We start from the raw sequence: 17832 nt of genomic DNA, 5'->3' as shown, positions 1-17832 counted from the left end.
GCCAGTGGGTACACTAGCGCTTCATTCACAGAAGGAACCCTCTATGACCGGGCCGTCCGCCGTTTCTCAGTTAGCTGCCGCCATGGGCGATCAGCCTGCGCCCATTTATCTGCGTGTTAAGCAGGCGATCATCAGCCAGATTCGCCAGGGGGTGTGGAAAGCCCATCAGCGCGTACCGTCAGAGAGTGAGTTGGTGAATGAGCTGGGCGTGAGCCGCATGACCATCAACCGTGCGCTGCGTGAACTGACCAGCGAAGGCTTTTTAATGCGCATGCAGGGGGTAGGAACGTTTGTCGCCGAAAGCAAAGGTTATACCGCCATGCTGGAAGTCCATAATATCGCTGAAGAAATTCGCTCACGCGGACATAAGCACAGCAGTAAAGTCCTGCGACTGGTCGAAGTGAAAGCAGACCCCGAAGAGGCCGCGCTGTTAGGGCTCACCAGCGGGCAGAAAGCCTTTCATTCGGTGATTGTGCATTATGAGAATGATGTGCCGGTACAGCTGGAAGATCGACTGGTGAACCCACTGATGGCGCCGGAATACCTGCAACATGATTATGAGCAGGAAACGCCGTATACCTATCTGATGAACGTTGCTCCGTTGTCGGCGGGTGAACATGTGGTTGAAGCGGTGATGCCTGACCGTCAGCAGCAAAAAGCGCTGATGATTGACGATCGCGAGCCGTGTTTGCTGATCCGCCGTCAGACGTGGAGCGACGGCAAGGTGGTAACCTACGCCCGTCTGCTTTATCCGGGAACGCGCTATAAGCTTTTGGGTAAATTTCGCGGTCACGGTTGAGGAATTAAGGCGACGAAAAGCAGCATTGCCTGCTCTGAATCCGGTTCCAGCGTCACCCGCTGGCCGCGCCAGAAGATCCCCTCTGCGGGCGCTAACCTGTCATCTCCTGCCCGCCAGCGCCCTCTGAGTACCAGACAAACCCCTTCCGTCGCCGCAGCAGCAGCGGCGGTGACGCTGACCTCAGCGCGGTATTCAGCCCGCGCCACCATAATATTAAAATCCTGGCTGGGCTGAGTGCCGACGTGGCAAAACACGCTTTGCTCACCTGCAAACGCCACGGGTTGCCACTGGAGTAAACGCCGTGGTTGCTGGTCAATCTCCAGCGTGACTTCGCTGCCGCTCAGTAACGTAATGGTGCGATCCACACCGGGAAAAGAGGAAAAAGGGCCACTCTGGCTAAGCGTGGCGATGCTGGCTCGCCAGCTAAATTCTGCCTGCGTGCTGGGAATCGCGATGATTTCACGGGTTTCGCCGCCGCCGTTTTTCCACGGTGTTACTGGCAGGCTATTGACGTTATAGCGCTTTTTCAAGAGTTTAACGCCTGCATCACCGTGCGGAGCTGGCGTGCATTCTGTTCATCATTCCGGTGTTGGCCTTGATGAATCACCTGCTTACCCGCCACGAAAACATCGCGAATCTGGCGGTTATCTCCGGCGAACAGCCAGCGATTTAACCGCTGTTCATCGGGGCAGCCACTAAACCAGGCGGCGTCATCTAACAGCAGCCAGTCAGCACGATAACCCACCGCCAACTTGCCCAGTGCCAGACCACAGGCCTGCGCGCCACCCTGTGCGGCTTGCTGCCACAGTAAGTTACCCACGCCGGGTGTAGCGCTGCTTGTCAGACGATTACGACGACAATCGCGTAGCCGCTGGGCGTACTCCAGCCAGCGTAACTCTTCCAGCGCACTCAGTGAAACGTGACTGTCGGAACCAATACCCCAGCGGCCTTGTGCGGCGAGATACGCCGTGGCTGGAAAAATACCGTCGCCAAGGTTGGCTTCCGTGGTGGGGCACAGCCCCGCGACCGCCTGGCTTCGCGCCAGACGTTCAATCTCTGACGGTGTCATATGGGTCGCGTGAATCAGGCACCAGCGAGCATCCACGTCTACGTGGTCCAGCAGCCACCCCACCGGGCGCTGTCCGCTCCAGGCGAGGCAGTCATCCACCTCTTTTTGCTGCTCCGCGACGTGAATATGGACCGGGAGATCGGCAGCACTGGCGCTGAGCACCTGAGCGATCTGGCTTTCGCTGACGGCGCGCAGTGAGTGGAAACAGAGTCCGCGATTGATCAACGGGTAGGGAGTAATAAGGTGCGCCAGACGATCTTGCTGTGCCAGATACTGATCGCTGTTCTGGATAAAACGCCGTTGTGCCGGTTGCGGCGGTTGCGCGCCAAATCCGGCATAGCTGTAGAGGACCGGCAGCAGTGTCTGTCCGATTCCGCTATCCACTGCGGCTGCCAGCAACTGTTGCAGCATCTCATCCTGCGCGTAAGGAAGGCCGGAGAGATCGTGATGCAGGTAGTGAAATTCCGCCACTTGCGTATAGCCACCGCGCAACAGGTCACAGTAGAGATGACGGGCAATGACGCCCACTTGCTCCGGCGTCAGGCGGCCCACCAGCCGGTACATCTGCTCACGCCAGGTCCAGAAACTGTCCTGTGGATCACCGGCAATTTCCGTTAGCCCGGCCATCGCGCGTTGGAAAGCGTGCGAATGCAAATTGGTCATGGCGGGGATCATCGCCCCATTGAGCTGGGTGGCATCCCCAGGTTCGCTATCGGGGATGATCGCGGCGATCATGCCCTGATCGTTAACCTCAAGCGTGACGTTGTGTTGCCATTTTTCCCCCAGCAGCGCCTGGGTAATAAAAAAGCGTAACATGGTTGATCCTTGGTGAGCGTGCTTGTATATACATATACATACTTTGACGAATTCTGTAAATCAAGAGGTGTTATGGCAGCGCAACAGCACTGTGACAGCCTGTGGATCGGCGCCGATATCGTGACCCTGCGTGACGGGCGCTATCACACGATAAAACAGGGATTTATCGCCGTAACGGACGATAAGATCGTGGCGATCGGGCCGCAGGCCGAAGCCGCTAGTCTCCAGGCAACAACCACGCATCAGCTGGCGGGCGGGATCGTGACGCCGGGGTTGATCGACTGCCACACCCACCTGATCTACGGTGGCGATCGCAGTGCGGAGTTTGAGCAGCGCCTGAATGGGGTAAGTTACAGCGAAATCGCGGCCCAGGGCGGCGGTATTCTCTCCACGGTGCAGGCGACCCGTAACGCCAGCGTCGCTGAGCTGGTGAGCAGCGCCCGCCAGCGTCTGGCGCATCTGTTGGCCGAAGGGGTGACTACCGTAGAGATAAAATCGGGCTATGGTCTGAGTCTTGACGCGGAACTGCGCATGTTGCTGGCGGCCAGACAGCTTGGTGAGCAGGAGAGGGTCGATGTGGTGACCACCTGCCTGGCCGCCCATGCCGTCCCACCGGAATTTCGCGATAATGCCGAGGGTTGGATTACGCTGATTTGTGAACAAATTCTGCCACAGGCGCAGGCACTCGGCCTGATTGATGCCGTGGATGCCTTTTGCGAGCATCTGGCGTTTTCACCCGCACAGGTGGAACAGGTTTTTCAAGCCGCACAGCGGCTGGGGCTGCCGGTGAAACTGCACGCGGAGCAACTTTCAGCCCTGGGCGGAAGCGGCCTCGCGGCGCGTTATGCTGCACTCTCTGCCGATCATCTGGAATATGCCACGGAAGCGGATGTCGCAGCGATGGCCGCCAGCGGCACGGTGGCGGTATTGCTGCCGGGGGCGTTTTATCTGCTGCGAGAAAAGCAGTCACCGCCTGTGGCGCTGTTCCGCCGTTATGGCGTACCGATGGCACTCGCCAGCGACAGTAACCCCGGAACCTCGCCCGCACTTTCACTGCGACTGATGCTTAATATGGGCTGCACGCTGTTTGGTCTGACGCCGGAAGAGGCGCTGGCAGGCGTCACGATCCATGCTGCTCAGGCGCTGGGTTTAGCGCAGAGTCAGGGTTCGCTGGAGGTGGGGAAAATCGCCAACTTCGTCCACTGGCCGCTGGCGCATCCGGCGGAACTGGCTTACTGGCTGGGTGGTACGCTGCCTTGTCACACCGTTTATCGAGGAGTGATCCGATGAAACCGTTTTATTTTAAACAAGGTACGCAGCCCCTGTTAGTGAGCATTCCCCATGCCGGTACCCAGCTAACACCGGAGGTTGAGCGCGGTTTAACGGCGGAAGCCGCCGCATTACCGGATACCGACTGGCATCTGCCTCTGTTATATGACTTTGCCGAGGAGCTGGGAGCCAGCTTGCTGGTGGCTAACTATTCGCGTTTTGTGGTTGATCTGAATCGCCCAGCGGATGACACCCCGCTGTATACCACCGCCACGACCGGACTGTTTCCAGAGACGTTGTTTGATGGTCGGCCCGTATTCCATCCCGGCCAGGCACCGGATAGCGTTGTTCGTCAGCGCTATATCGAACAGATTTGGCAGCCTTATCATCAGCAAATCGCCAGCGAATTATCCCGCTTGAAAGCCTTGCACGGTCAGGCACTTTTATATGATGCACACTCGATCGCTTCGGTCATTCCCCGTTTGTTTGACGGGCCGCTGCCGGATATTAATATCGGGACTAACGATGGCCGTAGCTGCGATCCGGCCATCAGTGCGGCGATGTGTGCAGTGTGCGGTGAACAGAACACGTTTAGCTGGGTGCTGAATGGGCGTTTCAAAGGTGGGCACATCACCCGCCACCATGGCTCGCCAGCCCAGCAGCAGCAGGCAGTGCAGATTGAACTGGCCCAACTGAACTATATGGATGAAACTCCCCCCTTCACTTATCGCCCGGCGCGCGCTGCTGAATTAAAGCGTGTGCTGAAACAGCTCTTGCAGGCGATGTTAGCGCAAGCGTAGCCGGGACTGACCTGCCGCCGCGATTGCCTGCGGCGGTTTTTCTGTGTTATCACTGCCTTCCCCCCTGAATTATCGGTAACAGACCTTGAAAGCTCGCTATCTCCAGGATAATGCGGTGCGCTACTTTCTCGAAGTGGTGCGCAGTGGTTCACTCAGCCTTGCGGCACAGAAGCTGAACGTTGCAGCCTCGGCCATCAGTCGGCAAATCAGCGGCCTGGAAGACAGGCTAGGAGAAGTGCTGTTTGAGCGACGCAAAGAGGGCATGATCCCGACGGCCGCCGGTGAATTGCTTGCGGCCTGGGCGATTCGCAGCCAGTTAGAGAGCGAAAAGGTGCTGCATGAGTTGGCGGAACTCGGGGGATTGCGTAAAGGTGAAGTGCGCATTGATAGCTCGGCGGGGTTTAGCGTTGATCTACTGCCGCAGATGATCGCCTCTTTTCGTCATCACTATCCCGATATTCAGTTCCGTTTACATGTCACCCATGCTGAAGATATCGTGCGCCGTTTGCGCGAAGGGGAGAGTGATATTGGCCTGACGTTTAGCCAAAAGCCGGAAGAGAACATTCACGTCGCCTGGCGTATGCAGTCGCGGCTGGTGGCGGTGATGCAGCCGGATCACGTTCTGGCTCAGCGTCACATGCTGCAACTTTCGCAGTTAGCCGGTTATCCTCTGGGATTGCCTGAACGGCCGATTATGATGCGGCGTTTGATTGATGCCTGTTGCAGCCGGCAGGGGCTTCATTTTGCGCCGGTGTTTGAAACCAACTCGATCAGCGCACTGCTGGCTTTTGCCCGCTATGAGCAGGGCGTGGTGGTGGCTTCGGAACTGACGGTACGTGAACATGTGCGCTATCACCAACTCAAAGCCGTGCCGCTGATTGGTCAGGATCTTAATGGCATCAATATTGAGCTCAACACCCTGGCCGGGCGCAGTTTACCGAAAGCGGTGAATGTATTTATCGATCATTTTATGCGGGAAATGGAACAGGACAGAATCATGGTAGCCGCATTGCCATAACTTTTACTTATTTTATCGCAGGGGATGGGATATTTTTCGCCACTATTTCGGGCTGAAGATAATAATGACTTATCATGGGCTTATCTTTGCTTTTTTGATATCGATATCGTGTAAAAGTTGAATTGGTGATAAAGATGCCGTGGAGATAGGATGAAATTATCCTGTTTCGCTCCGGTATTGAGGAATCTCCATGCGGCCTTCATCTCATTATAAACACTGGGTCCTGTTTTTATTGTATGTAGCCTGGTGTATCGCCTTTATTGACCGTGTTGTATTAAGTATGGGTGCGCCGGCCATCACCGCCGAGCTAAATCTCTCGCCGTCTGAATTAGGCCTGGTACTGAGTGTCTTCTATTTTGGCTTCTGGCTGATGCAACTGCCTGGTGGCTGGCTGGCGGATCGCTTCGGTGCTAAGTATGTCGTGATCATGGCGATTGGATTATGGTCGCTGTTCACCATGCTGACTGGTTTTGCCGGTTCGCTGGCTTCGCTGATACTTATTCGCTTACTGTTTGGTCTTGGAGAGGGCGCCTTCCCTTCGGCGGCGATTAAGAATGCCGCAGAGAACTATCCTGCCACACAAAAACCGAAAATTACCTCTCTGCTGGTCTCCTCGAACTATGTCGGCAGCATGATTGCGCCCTTGCTGATTGCGCCACTGCTGTTGAATTTCCAGTGGCGTCATAGCTTTATGCTAATTGGGATTTTGGGACTGGTGTTTGTTCTGATATATAGCCTGACGGTGCGCAATACCGCGGTAAACAGCGCCAGCAGCAGGGAGCGTATTAATTTTAAAGATATGCGCGAGGTATTGAAGCACCCGCTGTTGTGGAAGATTGCAGCCGCCTGGTTTGGTCTGAGCTTAATTAATAAAGGCCTGGATTCCTGGATGCCGGTATATCTGATGAAGGAGCGTCACCTCGACCTGAAAGCCGTCGGTGTGCTTCTGCCCATCCCCTATCTGATGGCAGGTATTGCTACCGCGATTGGCGGCTGGGTGATGGTGAAGTTCTTCAATGGTCGCGAGAATATGATGTTGCTGTTCAGCGCATTATTTACCGCAATTTCTATCGGCTGCATGTATCGCGCTGAAAGCCTGACGGGGCTTATTGTGGCGCAGTCATTCACCTATTTCTTTAAATCTTTTGTGCTGGCGGTTGCCGTTGCACTGCCCACCAAAATTTTGGCACCACGCATGATTGGCACCGGGATTGGCATCATCAACTTCGGTGGTCAGGCAGCGGGCTTTATCGCCCCGCTGGGGATTGGTCTGATGGTGCAGTACTTCAGCTTCGGTTCCGCATTCCTGTTCTTGATGGGGGCTGCTGCATTCTCCAGCGTAATTAGCCTGACCATTCGCACCACAAAGACGGTACATGAGCCTGTCACGCTGACGTCATTAAACAAATAAGGATGAGATATGAATAGCTTATGCGACCTCTCTGCAACGGAAGCCCGGCGGCTGATTGGTGAAAAAAGTATTGCTCCCAGTGAGTTACTGGAGAGTTGCATTACCCGGATTGAGGCAGTGAACCCCGCAGTTAACGCGATGGTCGCCTGCGATTTCAGCGCTGCACGCGCAGCGGCGGCAGAGCAGGATAAAGCCGTGCTGCGGGGAGAGCCGCTTGGCCCACTGCATGGGCTGCCGCTAGGCGTGAAGGATATGATTGATGCAGCCGGACTGCCTACCACCTTCGGCAGCATTGCCAAACGCGATAATCTGGCAAGCAAAGATGAGCGTCTGGTGGCGGTGCTGCGTGCTGCTGGCGCTAACATTGTCGGGAAGACCAACGTGCCTGAATGGGGTGCGGGCGGTAACTCACGTAATGCCGTATATGGCACCACCGGGAACCCCTTTGATACGACCCGCTCTGCTGCTGGCTCCTCCGGGGGATCTGCGGCGGCACTGGCCTGCGGTATGGTTTCACTGGCAACAGGTTCTGATACTGGCGGTTCGCTACGTAATCCCGCAGCCTTCAATGGCATAGTCGGTTTTCGTCCAACACCAGGGATGATTCCTGCGGAGAAACGTGGTTGTGCCTGGTTGCAGATCTCTACGCTTGGCCCGATGGGGCGCACGGTAGATGATGCTGCGTTGATGTTCAGTGTCATGGCGGGGGAAGATGCACGCGATCCGCTCTCCCACGTGGTGCCGGGCCGCCAGTTACGTCAGCCGGAAGAGTTTTTCCCGCTGGCAGGCAGCGATCTCTCTTCGCTACGTCTTGCGTACAGCAGTGATTTTGGCTTTGCACCGACCGAAACCGTCGTGGCCGAAAGCTTCCAGCATAAGATGCAACATATTGCGCCGCTGTTTGCCTCCGCTGAGCAGGCTACGCCAGATTGCACCGGCTGCAACGAAGCGTTTGAGACGCTGCGTTCACTGATGTTCCTCACTGCCACGCGCGAGTTGTATCAACAAGATCCGCAGCAGGTGGGTGAAAATGTCCGGATGAACGTTGAGGAAGGCCTACGCTACAGCGCGCAGGATATTGCCCGCGGGCTGGATTTACAGACGCAACTGTTCCGCCGTTGGGCTGCGTTCTTCAATGACTTCGATTATATGGTTTCACCGGCAGTGACCATTTCGCCGCGCCCCTGGACGGAGCTCTATCCTAAAGAGATCAATGGTCAGGCGACGCGCACCTATTATCACTGGCTGGCGCTGGCCTACGTGACGTCGTTGGGGGGATTACCTTCACTGTCACTGCCCGTGGGACGTGACCACAACGGGATGCCGTTTGGTTTGCAGATCATCGGCAAACGCGGCGATGATGCAGGTGTACTGCGCGTAGCGAAAGCCCTGGAACAGAAACTTAAGCAAGAGCCGCAGTTGGCACGGCCGGTGCCTGATATGGCGATGTTACGTGGTGCGCAGCCGATCGCCACCATGCCTGATTTTTATCTCCCCCTCGGACAATAAGCGAGTTAAGACATGAATTTACCTTTTGCCAAAGTACGTGAGTCAGGTTCACTGGTGTGGCTTTCCGGCGAGATTGGCTTCGAAGAGGATGGCAGCCTGGTGCCTGATATCACCCATCAGACCGACCGTATTCTGCAACGCGTACAGGCTACGCTTGCCGGGGAAGGGTGTACGCTGGCGGATGTTATCTCCTGCACTGTTTATCTGACTGACGCAGCGCAATTTGCCCCGTTCAATGAGGCCTATGCGAAGTGGTTTAGCGCACCTTTGCCGGTGCGTACAACGGTGTTGGCGGGTCTGGTCTTACCGGATGCGTTGTTAGAGATTACCGTCGTGGCTCAGAAGCCCGCAGCGGAGTAAATGATGAAGCACGATGTGTTGGTATTAGGTGCTGGCATGGTGGGTGTGAGCTGTGCACTGCATTTGCAGCAGCGCGGGCTGGATGTCGCGCTGCTGGATCGACGCAATCCTGGGGAAGAGACCTCCTACGGTAATGCCGGGATTATTCAGCGTGAAGCGGTACATCCTTATCGTTTCCCGCGTGAGTTGAGTACGTTGTTGAGTGTTGCGGGCAACCGGCGGTTGGATGTGCGTTACCATGCGCGAGCGGTGCCAGCGTTACTGTCGCCGCTGCTGCGTTATTACCGCAACTCTGCGGACGCTGCGTATCAACCGATTGCGGCCGCTTATGCCTCACTGATTGCTTTATCTCTGGAAACTCACGAAAGCCTGTTAGCCGACGCCAATGCACAGCATCTGCTGGGTAAGCGAGGCTGGCTGATGCTGTTCCGCAGCGATAAGCGCCGTGATGAAGCGTTTGCCGATGCCGATAAGCTCACCGCGTTGGGGGTGAATCACTGTAAGCTGGATGGCGCGCAACTCCAGGCACAAGAGCCTGCATTGCGTGAGCGGTTGAGCGGGGCCATTCACTGGACCGATCCTCTGACCGTGCGCGATCCCGGTGATTTAGTGAAAGCGTATGCCAGGCTGTTGTTTCAGCGTGGTGCCACCGAATTACGCGGTGATGCTACCACGTTGCGCCCGTTGCCTGATGGCGGCTGGCAAGTCCAGACTGCCAGCGGTGAGTGGGTTTCTGCTCGCCAGGTGGTGGTGGCGCTTGGCCCGTGGAGCACACAGTTGACGGGCGATTTTGGTTTCCGCCCGCCGCTGTTTGTGAAGCGTGGTTATCATCAGCATTTCCGTGACGATTCACCGCATCCGTTGCAACACTGGATGTTGGATGAAGAGCGCGGTTATCTGCTGGCACCGATGGCGCGTGGTGTACGTATTACTACTGGCGCAGAGCTGACGCATATTGATGCACCCGCAACGCCGACCCAGCTGTCTGCCGTTGAGCCGGTCGCTCGCTCCCTGGTCTCTTTAGGCTCAGCCGTCGAGCCGCAGCCGTGGAAAGGCGCACGTCCTTGCCTGCCGGATATGAAGCCGTTAATCGGTGCAGTGCCAGGTAAGCCGGGGATGTGGTGTGCCTTTGGTCACGGGCATCAGGGCTTTACCCTGGGTCCAGCGACCGGGATGTTATTGGCACAGTTGATGACGGGGGAACGCAGTGCAATAGAAATGGCACCGTTTAGCCCGGCGCGGCGTTTCTAAGCGAATACAGCGGCGCAAAGTGCGCCGCTGCTGTTTTATCAGAACTGATAGGTGATACCCAAACCGACCGTATCGTCCGTCAGGATGCCAAACGGCGTATTTTTATCCAGCAGGTTGATGCGATAATCACTGTACACTGACATGTTTTTATTGAAATAGTAGCGCAGAGACGCATCCACATATTTCAACAGATCAACATCGCCGTAGCCTTCAATATCCTGTCCTTTTGACACGAAATAGCCAAGTGAAGGCACGATGCCATTGGCAAACGAGTATTGGCTGTAGATCTCAAAATTCTGCGTTTTATTGGCGAATCCATAACCACTGATCAGCGTCATGTTACTGGCCTGAGCATATTTGGCCGCAAGATAAAATGCGCCAGGTGTGTATTTAAAGCCTACGCCCCAGATATCTGCCCGTTGGCCATCACCCAAGGCTAACGCATTTTGCTGGGCAGTGCGTTTAGAGCTGGCACCGGCTGCCAGTAAGGCGAAATCATCGGTAACATCCCACTCCAGGCTAGCCCCATAACCGTCGCCGTTGGCGGCATAAGCACTGCGGCTACTGTTATTTTCGCCCACGCCGTTAGCCCCTTGATACTGCAACGCAACAATCACTTTGTCGCTCAGGCCAAAGCCATTTTTGTTGCGATAAGTCAGTAGGTTATTGCCACGTCCAGTCAGGAAGTTATCCACGTTGCTGTCGGTGAGGATGTCATAAATGGGGGCCAGATCGGTAATGGCGGCCAAATCGTAATAGACACCGTAGTTTCGACCATAATCAATCGATCCCCAGCGGCCAAAATTCAGGCCCGCAAAGCCAAGACGGGTTCGGTCTGAGCTATTGCCTTCGGACTCCGCTTTATTGGCCTGCGCCTGATATTCCCACTGGCCATAGCCGGTGATCGCATCATTAATTTTGGTTTGTCCCTTAAAACCGAAGCGCATATAGGTAAAATCACCATCCTGGCTGGTTTTCTGGCTGAAGTAGTGACGGCCACGAATGCTGCCGTATAAATCAAGTTTGTTGCCATCGGTATTATAAATAGTTGCCGCATTAGCGCCTTCGGATAACAGCGCCAGCGCAGCGATCACCACTGCTTTTTTCATTATTTCCCTCGTCCGGAAAAGTCTGCGATGTTGCAGATATGTTGTTATGTTTGCGAATTGGCGTTGGAGTAAAAGTTTTATCGCCTGCCTATTTATTATCAGGAATCAGCGGCTTTGATAATTTCAATTTTAACGGCGAAGCTTTGTTAAAAAGGCAAGGCTACGCTGGTGCAAAACAGGGCCAGGGTTTGAGTGGTTGCACCAAAAAATACCGTTTAAGTATCGGGGAAGGGAGGGTGTGTGTTTTTAGTGCGATCTGCACAAAGTTAAGGCAGAAAGAAGGTTTTGTGACAGTAAAAAGACAGCAGAAAATCAGTGAGTTGTTATCCATAAGTAATTCTTTTGGATGATAACCACTGATTTAAGCTGATTAAGGAGTGCTAAATGCTGTTATCTCATGGAGTTATGGTGTAAATCCGATTTTAGCAAATAGTGGTTTTTCTTCTTGCTGTCATATAACTGACATAAAACTTTTATAGTTTGGTAACACAAATCGTTGTGCTTAATGCTGCTTTTGAGGTTTATAGGAAATTCCCTGATGAGCGATTACATCTCCACTCAACCCTTGCCACTGAATGCTTCCCCGCTTGATACACCCGCCGGCCCAGGCCGCAAACGTATGCTGGTATTGTTCATTACTCTGCTACTCGCCGGGTGCATCTATGCAGGATTCAGCGTATTAAACGACGTTAGCACCAGTGGCGCTGAGTTCACCAGTTACGTGCCGTTTGTGCTGTTAGGCGTTGCGCTGCTTGTGGCTTTAGGCTTTGAGTTTGTTAATGGTTTTCATGACACCGCCAATGCAGTCGCAACGGTTATTTATACCCACTCTTTACCGCCTACCGTCGCGGTGGTCTGGTCTGGGGTGTTCAATTTTCTTGGCGTACTGCTCTCCAGCGGTGCGGTCGCGTTTGGCATCATCTCGCTGCTGCCGGTAGAACTGATTCTGCAAGCGGGAAGTAGCAACAGTTTTGCCATGATCTATGCGCTGCTGTTCTCGGCGATTCTGTGGAACCTCGGGACCTGGTGGCTCGGCTTGCCTGCCTCGTCTTCACATACGCTGATTGGCTCAATCATTGGTGTTGGCGTTGCCAATGCGATGTTACACGGGAGAAGTGCGGCCAGTGGGGTGAACTGGGGCCAGGCGATGAACATTGGTTATTCACTGATCGTCTCACCGGTGGTGGGCTTTGTCTGTGCAGCCGTGCTGCTGCTGCTGGTTAAAAAATTCATTAAAAACAAAAAACTGCACCAGACGCCTACCGGGAATACCCCTCCGCCAGTTTGGATCCGCGGGCTGATGATTCTCACCTGCACCGGTGTCTCTTTTGCCCACGGTTCCAATGACGGGCAAAAAGGGATGGGGCTGATCATGCTGATTTTAGTCGCGACACTGCCCGTTACTTACTCACTGAACCGTGCTCAGCCGGACACGGATCTGCCACAGCTAGCACTGCGCGTCAGCACCCAGCTACAAACGGCCTCTGCTGTGCAGCAGCCCGAAGCCGTGCTCACCACCTATCTGCGTAACGGTATGCGTACTGCTGATGTGCTGCCTGCCATCGGCCAGGTTGCAGGAATGGTGGGTAATGAAGTGCGTCTGGCGGGTTCACTGGATAACGTGCCAGCGGCACGTGTGACCGCTTTACGCAACGCAATGTTCCTCACCTCTGAGTCGATCAAACGTTTGCAGAGTGACAAGTCAGTGGTGCTATCGCCAGACCTGCTTGCACTGAAATCGGCACTGACCACCACCACGCAGTTCATTCCTGATTGGGTCAAAATCGTGGTAGCGATGGCGCTTGGACTGGGAACGATGGTGGGCTGGCGTCGCATTGTTGCCACGCTGGGCGAAAAGATTGGCAAGAGCCATCTCAACTATGCACAGGGTGCCAGCGCTGAGTTGGTTGCCATGGGCACCATTGGTGCTGCAGATATGTTTGGTTTGCCGGTCTCTACCACCCACGTTCTCTCATCTGGCATTGCCGGCACCATGGCCGCTAACCGCTCAGGCTTACAGATGCAGACGTTGCGCAATATGGTGCTGGCCTGGGTACTGACATTACCGGCTGCGGCGATCCTTTCTGCCGCGTTGTACTGGCTTCTGGAAACACTGTAACTCTTTCTGCGACAGGGATAACAAGCGATGTCTACTCACGAAATCAATTACAACGAAATGTTCACCGCGCGCCTTTTGCAAGAATTCTATGACAGCTACGACGAAGCGCTAGAGCTGGAACTGGAAGAGAGTCACTCAGAGTTGGCCAGCAGTGAAAGCAGTGAAGAAAAACACTGGCGTAGACGCTATTTCCGCGAGCTGCTGCACTTACAGGGCGAGCTGGTGAAAATGCAAGAGTGGGTGATGCGTACCGGGCACCGTATGGTGATCATCTTTGAAGGACGCGATGCGGCAGGGAAGGGGGGCGTGATCAAGCGCATCACGCAGCGCCTCAATCCGCGTAGCTGCCGTGTGGCCGCGCTGCCCGCGCCCAACGATCGCGAGAAAACTCAGTGGTATTTCCAGCGCTATGTTTCTCATCTGCCTGCGGCGGGTGAAATCGTCCTGTTTGACCGCAGCTGGTACAACCGCGCCGGGGTGGAGCGGGTAATGGGCTTCTGTAACGAAACGGAGTATGAAGAGTTCTTCCGTAGCGTACCGGAGTTCGAGCGTATGCTGACGCGCAGCGGCATTCAGATCGTGAAGTACTGGTTCTCTATTACCGATGAAGAGCAGGAGCTGCGTTTCCTCAGCCGCATTCACGATCCGCTTAAGCAGTGGAAACTCAGCCCGATGGACCTGGAGAGCCGCCGTCGCTGGGAAGACTACACAGAAGCCAAAGAGGTGATGCTGGCCCGGACGAATATAGAAGAAGCGCCGTGGTGGATTGTTCAGGGTGTTGATAAGAAAAAAGCGCGCCTTAACTGCATTTCCCACCTGCTACAGCAAGTGCCGTATGAGAGCTGCGAAAGCAGCCGTATTACGCTGCCAGAGCGCATTCATCGTGAAGACTATGCCCGCCAGCCGGTGCCTGCCAGCATGATTGTCCCCGATTGTTACTGATAGCGTTGCCACAAGGATGTGGCTGCTGATCTGAACTTGTCTCCTCTTCCTTTACTCATTGAGACGCTGCCTGTCTTGCGACAGGGGAATTATCGTCTGAGTTCAGGAGGCTTGTATGTCGCCCTCAATCCCCGCTATCGCCGCACCTTCCCACTTTCATCCCACATTACGGCACTCTGAATCACTGCCACAACGCAGTAATGCCGACATTGCGCAAGAAGCCTTTCGTACCATCCGGCGTGCATACAGCAACGGCTTAAAATCGTCCAACAAGGTGTATGGCGCAGACACCGAAGATAACTTCTATGTTCGGCGTGCCGCTGCCGCAGAGCAGGTGAATTTACTTCTTCAGCGACAAAATCGGGAAAACCTACGTAATCAGTTTGTTCCCCCCATGGCGGGTAAAAAGGTCTTTGAAGCAGGAAATTGCGGTGAACTGGCGCGTGCTATTGCGAAAGAAGTGGTGCTGAAAGGGGGCTATGCGGAAGTCTGGTCATTTGAACAAGTTGGCGATCATGCCTTTACGGTGATTGGCCATCCTCCGGCGCGAGAGAGCGTTAATTTTGCTAACTGGCGTGGCATCTGGATCGCTGATGGCTGGACGGGAGTACTTTCTGCCGCGCCGGAGTATATCGCAACCTTGTCGGACACCATGCAGCGCTGGCAGCGTGCTGGCCGCCAAATCCTGGTCAATACGCAGGGCGAAAGGGCATCACCGACGGAAAAAAGCTGGATGGAGAGCATTCTGTCTGGCAAAAAGTTTCGCCTTGAAGCGCCGTCTACCCATCATCCAAATCCGTGGATAACCATGCAGACCGCAGTAGATTACCGGCGGCATTTGGCCAGACAGGACGATCAATCAGGGACGCTTCGCTTTGGTGACGTCAGGGTCAGCCGTACTGAACTCTATGACATGGGTGTATTACTGGATGGCAAATCTATTGGGCCTGAAGGTATCCGCGTCCAGCCTTCCCGTGGTGAACTGGCTAATCGGTTGCAGTTTGACAGTCAGATCTTTGCCGACTTACTGAGAACCCATCATCACTCGTCACAGTCGAGTTTGCGTCAGCACGCAGTGTTGTTTGCCATTAGTCAGCACAGAACCTCAACGCGACCGCTGATGGTCAATCGTAGCGGCAATATTGGCAAACTCTTTTCATTGATCAACCTCAAACTGGCGAAACTCAATGGATTGGCCCAGCGTGGCCGCGCGCGGTTGCAGCAAAATTTGGTGACGCTCATTTTGCCCGGAAAGAAAGCCGTCAGGCATACGGGCGTTGGGCTACAAATCTTTGGTATTTATAACAGCGTGCGGGGGATTCACCAGGGGATTGCTGAAGGCAAGCCGGATGAGCTGGCGGTGAGTCTTGGCGCACTGTCCGCAGAGGGGGTCAGCTTTGCTGCCGAGCGCTGGCTTCCTGCGTTTGGCAAATATCTCCAGAAGGGTCAGGTTCAGGTTTTCAATGCATTTGCGCAGACGCCGGTGGGGATCAAACTGGGCGGTAGCTCGCGTATCAGCAATAACATCGGCCGGTCGGCGGGGGCGATTGGGGTACTGATTTCGTTACCTTTTGATATTTACAGCGCCTCGGGTTCGTTTACCGCTGCCGGTAAAAGTCGGGGTAAAGCGGCACAGGACCACTACGTTCACGGCGGCTTGGCGGTCGCGGGGGCCAGTAGTGCTTTAGCGCTTGCCGGCGCCGCTTATGCGGGGGTTGCTGCGGCAGGACCGATTGGCATTGCGTTGGGCACACTGCTGGCGCTGGGAAGTGGTCTCTACTCCGGCGTGCGCTATGTTGAAGATTTGGCTAACCAGATTGAACTGACGGGCTGGGATCGCTTTGTCACCGGTATCTCAGCCGTATTTGGTGGCAGCGGACCGCAATATATTCAGGATCGGCTGGCGGTTCACCAGGCCACGCAGCGCTACCGGAGCAAGAAAACGGCTGAGCTGCAGCAATTCATGGCAAAAAACCCAGGCTTTCAGTTTGCGCTCTTTGGTCAGGCGGCGATCACACCACAGCCTCCAGATGTTGAAGACGCTTTTGTTGGCACCGTGACGCTACAGAATGCGCCGACAGTGGAAGATAACGCAGCAAATGATGTCATTGATGGCCGCAATGGGGTTCAGGGGGTAGCGCAAGTGGTCAGCAATCCTGTGGCGCAAGGCACTGATATTTTCTGGTCTACTGGCGATGGCAACGACCGTCTGGCGGGAGTGCGTGACCGTAATAATACGTTTGATATCCGGCGGGGCGTTAAAACCCTCACTGGCGGAGATCGTCAGGATACGTTTCAGATCAATGTGGAGCCGACACATGCCGGGCTGTTTGATGGCGGTAGGGGCAGGAACACGCTCCATCTCAACTACGTCCCCCGTGGCACCGATAGTGAAATTGAGATCAAACTGCCTACTCGTTCATCTCACGGTTATCTGACCACGGCAAACAATGTGACCAGCAAACTCAGCGCGTTCAGTAATGTGATCACTTCTGCGCAGTTGCGTAGCTTTATCACCGCCTCCGAGGGAGACAGTGTACTGGTGCTGAACGGCATGGGTGACAGAGCGTGCGGCGGTGCCGGATCTGATGTCTATGTGGTCAATGGCAGAGGGGTGATCGATATTGATGTGGGAGAAGGGCTTACGTCTCAGCATCTGACTCGCTTTTATATCGCGCGAACGGTGGATCAGGTGATGATAGCGGGCCTTGCTACAGGTCTGGCAAAGACTGAACTCAACCTGGATTTCGACAGCAGCGAAATACGGGTTCATCGTTACGGCTCTGTACTGGAGATTCTGCCAGGCGAGGAGCAGCGTGCCAGAAAAGTCATATTGAGTGGGATGTTTCATCAAGATGCCAACGGTACGCGCTATGCGTTGCGATCGTCGCAGGCGCTCACACTGATCAGCCGTGATGGTTATGTGCTGGTTCCTGAGCTGGAATCTTTGTCACAGGAGAATGTTGTCTGGGATGTTTTGCCGTTAGTGGCTACCCAATTGCCAGATGACTTCTCAATACCGGGTAAGGTGTAAATAGTCAGGCTGATTTTTATTAAAACCGCATTTGTTATCATGATGTGCGCACAGTTGTTGCTTTATTTAATATAAAAGTAACCTTGTGATCGATAATTCAATTTGGTGCGGCTTAATTGTAAATAATTGGCCTGAGACAGCCATGTTGCCGGTGTTAATTCATGGGGTTTTAAATGTTAAATAAAAGGGTGTTATTCGGGGTTGTTAACTTATTGTGCGTCATTTGTTAATCGTTGATTTCCAGAATTTGTAACACAGCTGAATAGTAAGATATTAGCGATTTTATCCCTTACTTGCCTTGTATTTATTAATTCGCATGGCTACAC

At 54.5% G+C, this 17832-nt stretch carries 15 protein-coding genes; 12 read left to right on the top strand and 3 right to left on the bottom strand.

The features are described 5' to 3' along the window. The first annotated feature begins 43 nt into the window (after positions 1-43). Positions 44-799, top strand: coding sequence for a histidine utilization transcriptional repressor HutC (hutC, locus tag F3J40_RS14005; protein ID WP_017347365.1), 756 nt, complete (start codon positions 44-46; stop codon positions 797-799). On the opposite strand, the gene F3J40_RS14000 is transcribed toward hutC, so the two are convergent. After that, positions 790-1329 carry a HutD/Ves family protein gene (locus F3J40_RS14000; protein ID WP_167015495.1) on the bottom strand — a complete coding sequence of 180 codons (540 nt, stop codon included), beginning with the start codon at positions 1327-1329 and terminating at the stop codon, positions 790-792. The two genes, hutC and F3J40_RS14000, sit on opposite strands and share 10 nt — an antisense overlap. Next, the gene (locus F3J40_RS13995) at positions 1326-2684 is read right to left on the bottom strand and encodes a formimidoylglutamate deiminase (protein ID WP_167015493.1); all 1359 of its coding nucleotides are present in this window, start codon (positions 2682-2684) and stop codon (positions 1326-1328) included. Before F3J40_RS13995 ends, F3J40_RS14000 begins: the two co-directional genes overlap by 4 nt. Positions 2685-2756: 72 nt before the next feature. Here F3J40_RS13995 and hutI point away from each other — a divergent pair, with 72 nt between their 5' ends. From hutI to F3J40_RS13960, 7 genes are all read left to right on the top strand, one after another. After that, positions 2757-3974 carry an imidazolonepropionase gene (hutI, locus tag F3J40_RS13990; protein ID WP_167015491.1) on the top strand — a complete coding sequence of 406 codons (1218 nt, stop codon included), beginning with the start codon at positions 2757-2759 and terminating at the stop codon, positions 3972-3974. Beyond that, on the top strand, positions 3971-4753 hold the full coding sequence (hutG, locus tag F3J40_RS13985; protein WP_167015489.1) for an N-formylglutamate deformylase: 783 nt from the start codon (positions 3971-3973) through the stop codon (positions 4751-4753). The genes hutI and hutG overlap by 4 nt, the downstream gene beginning before the upstream one ends. Before the next feature lie 115 nt (positions 4754-4868). Then, on the top strand, positions 4869-5771 hold the full coding sequence (locus tag F3J40_RS13980) for a LysR family transcriptional regulator (protein WP_017347370.1): 903 nt from the start codon (positions 4869-4871) through the stop codon (positions 5769-5771). A gap of 190 nt (positions 5772-5961) precedes the next feature. Beyond that, a complete protein-coding gene (locus tag F3J40_RS13975; RefSeq protein WP_167015487.1) occupies positions 5962-7182 on the top strand; it encodes an MFS transporter in 1221 nt (406 codons plus the stop codon). A gap of 9 nt (positions 7183-7191) precedes the next feature. After that, the gene (locus tag F3J40_RS13970; protein WP_167015485.1) at positions 7192-8691 is read left to right on the top strand and encodes an amidase; all 1500 of its coding nucleotides are present in this window, start codon (positions 7192-7194) and stop codon (positions 8689-8691) included. A 12-nt stretch (positions 8692-8703) separates the two neighbouring features. Continuing rightward, positions 8704-9051, top strand: coding sequence for a RidA family protein (locus tag F3J40_RS13965; protein ID WP_017347373.1), 348 nt, complete (start codon positions 8704-8706; stop codon positions 9049-9051). Further along, positions 9052-10302 carry an NAD(P)/FAD-dependent oxidoreductase gene (locus tag F3J40_RS13960; RefSeq protein WP_205297363.1) on the top strand — a complete coding sequence of 417 codons (1251 nt, stop codon included), beginning with the start codon at positions 9052-9054 and terminating at the stop codon, positions 10300-10302. Between the two features lie 38 nt (positions 10303-10340). Here F3J40_RS13960 and F3J40_RS13955 read toward each other — a convergent pair whose 3' ends face one another. Further along, positions 10341-11411: a porin gene (locus tag F3J40_RS13955; RefSeq protein WP_167015483.1), complete on the bottom strand. Its 1071-nt coding sequence runs from the start codon at positions 11409-11411 to the stop codon at positions 10341-10343. Between the two features lie 38 nt (positions 11412-11449). Here F3J40_RS13955 and F3J40_RS13950 point away from each other — a divergent pair, with 38 nt between their 5' ends. From F3J40_RS13950 to F3J40_RS13935, 4 genes are all read left to right on the top strand, one after another. Beyond that, positions 11450-11761: a hypothetical protein gene (locus tag F3J40_RS13950; protein WP_167015481.1), complete on the top strand. Its 312-nt coding sequence runs from the start codon at positions 11450-11452 to the stop codon at positions 11759-11761. Positions 11762-11949: 188 nt separating this feature from the next. Next, a complete protein-coding gene (locus tag F3J40_RS13945) occupies positions 11950-13530 on the top strand; it encodes an inorganic phosphate transporter (protein WP_205297362.1) in 1581 nt (526 codons plus the stop codon). Positions 13531-13557: 27 nt separating this feature from the next. Next, entirely contained in the window at positions 13558-14472 is a 915-nt protein-coding gene (ppk2, locus tag F3J40_RS13940; RefSeq protein WP_167015479.1) for a polyphosphate kinase 2, read from the top strand. 115 nt (positions 14473-14587) lie between these two features. Next, positions 14588-17506 carry a hypothetical protein gene (locus F3J40_RS13935; RefSeq protein ID WP_167015477.1) on the top strand — a complete coding sequence of 973 codons (2919 nt, stop codon included), beginning with the start codon at positions 14588-14590 and terminating at the stop codon, positions 17504-17506. Positions 17507-17832 lie beyond the last annotated feature (326 nt).

Origin of the sequence: Candidatus Pantoea multigeneris (genome assembly GCF_011752615.1) — a bacterium.
GTDB classification, from domain to species: Bacteria; Pseudomonadota; Gammaproteobacteria; order Enterobacterales; family Enterobacteriaceae; genus Pantoea; species Pantoea multigeneris.
This window is presented reverse-complemented; position numbering and strand designations above follow the sequence as displayed.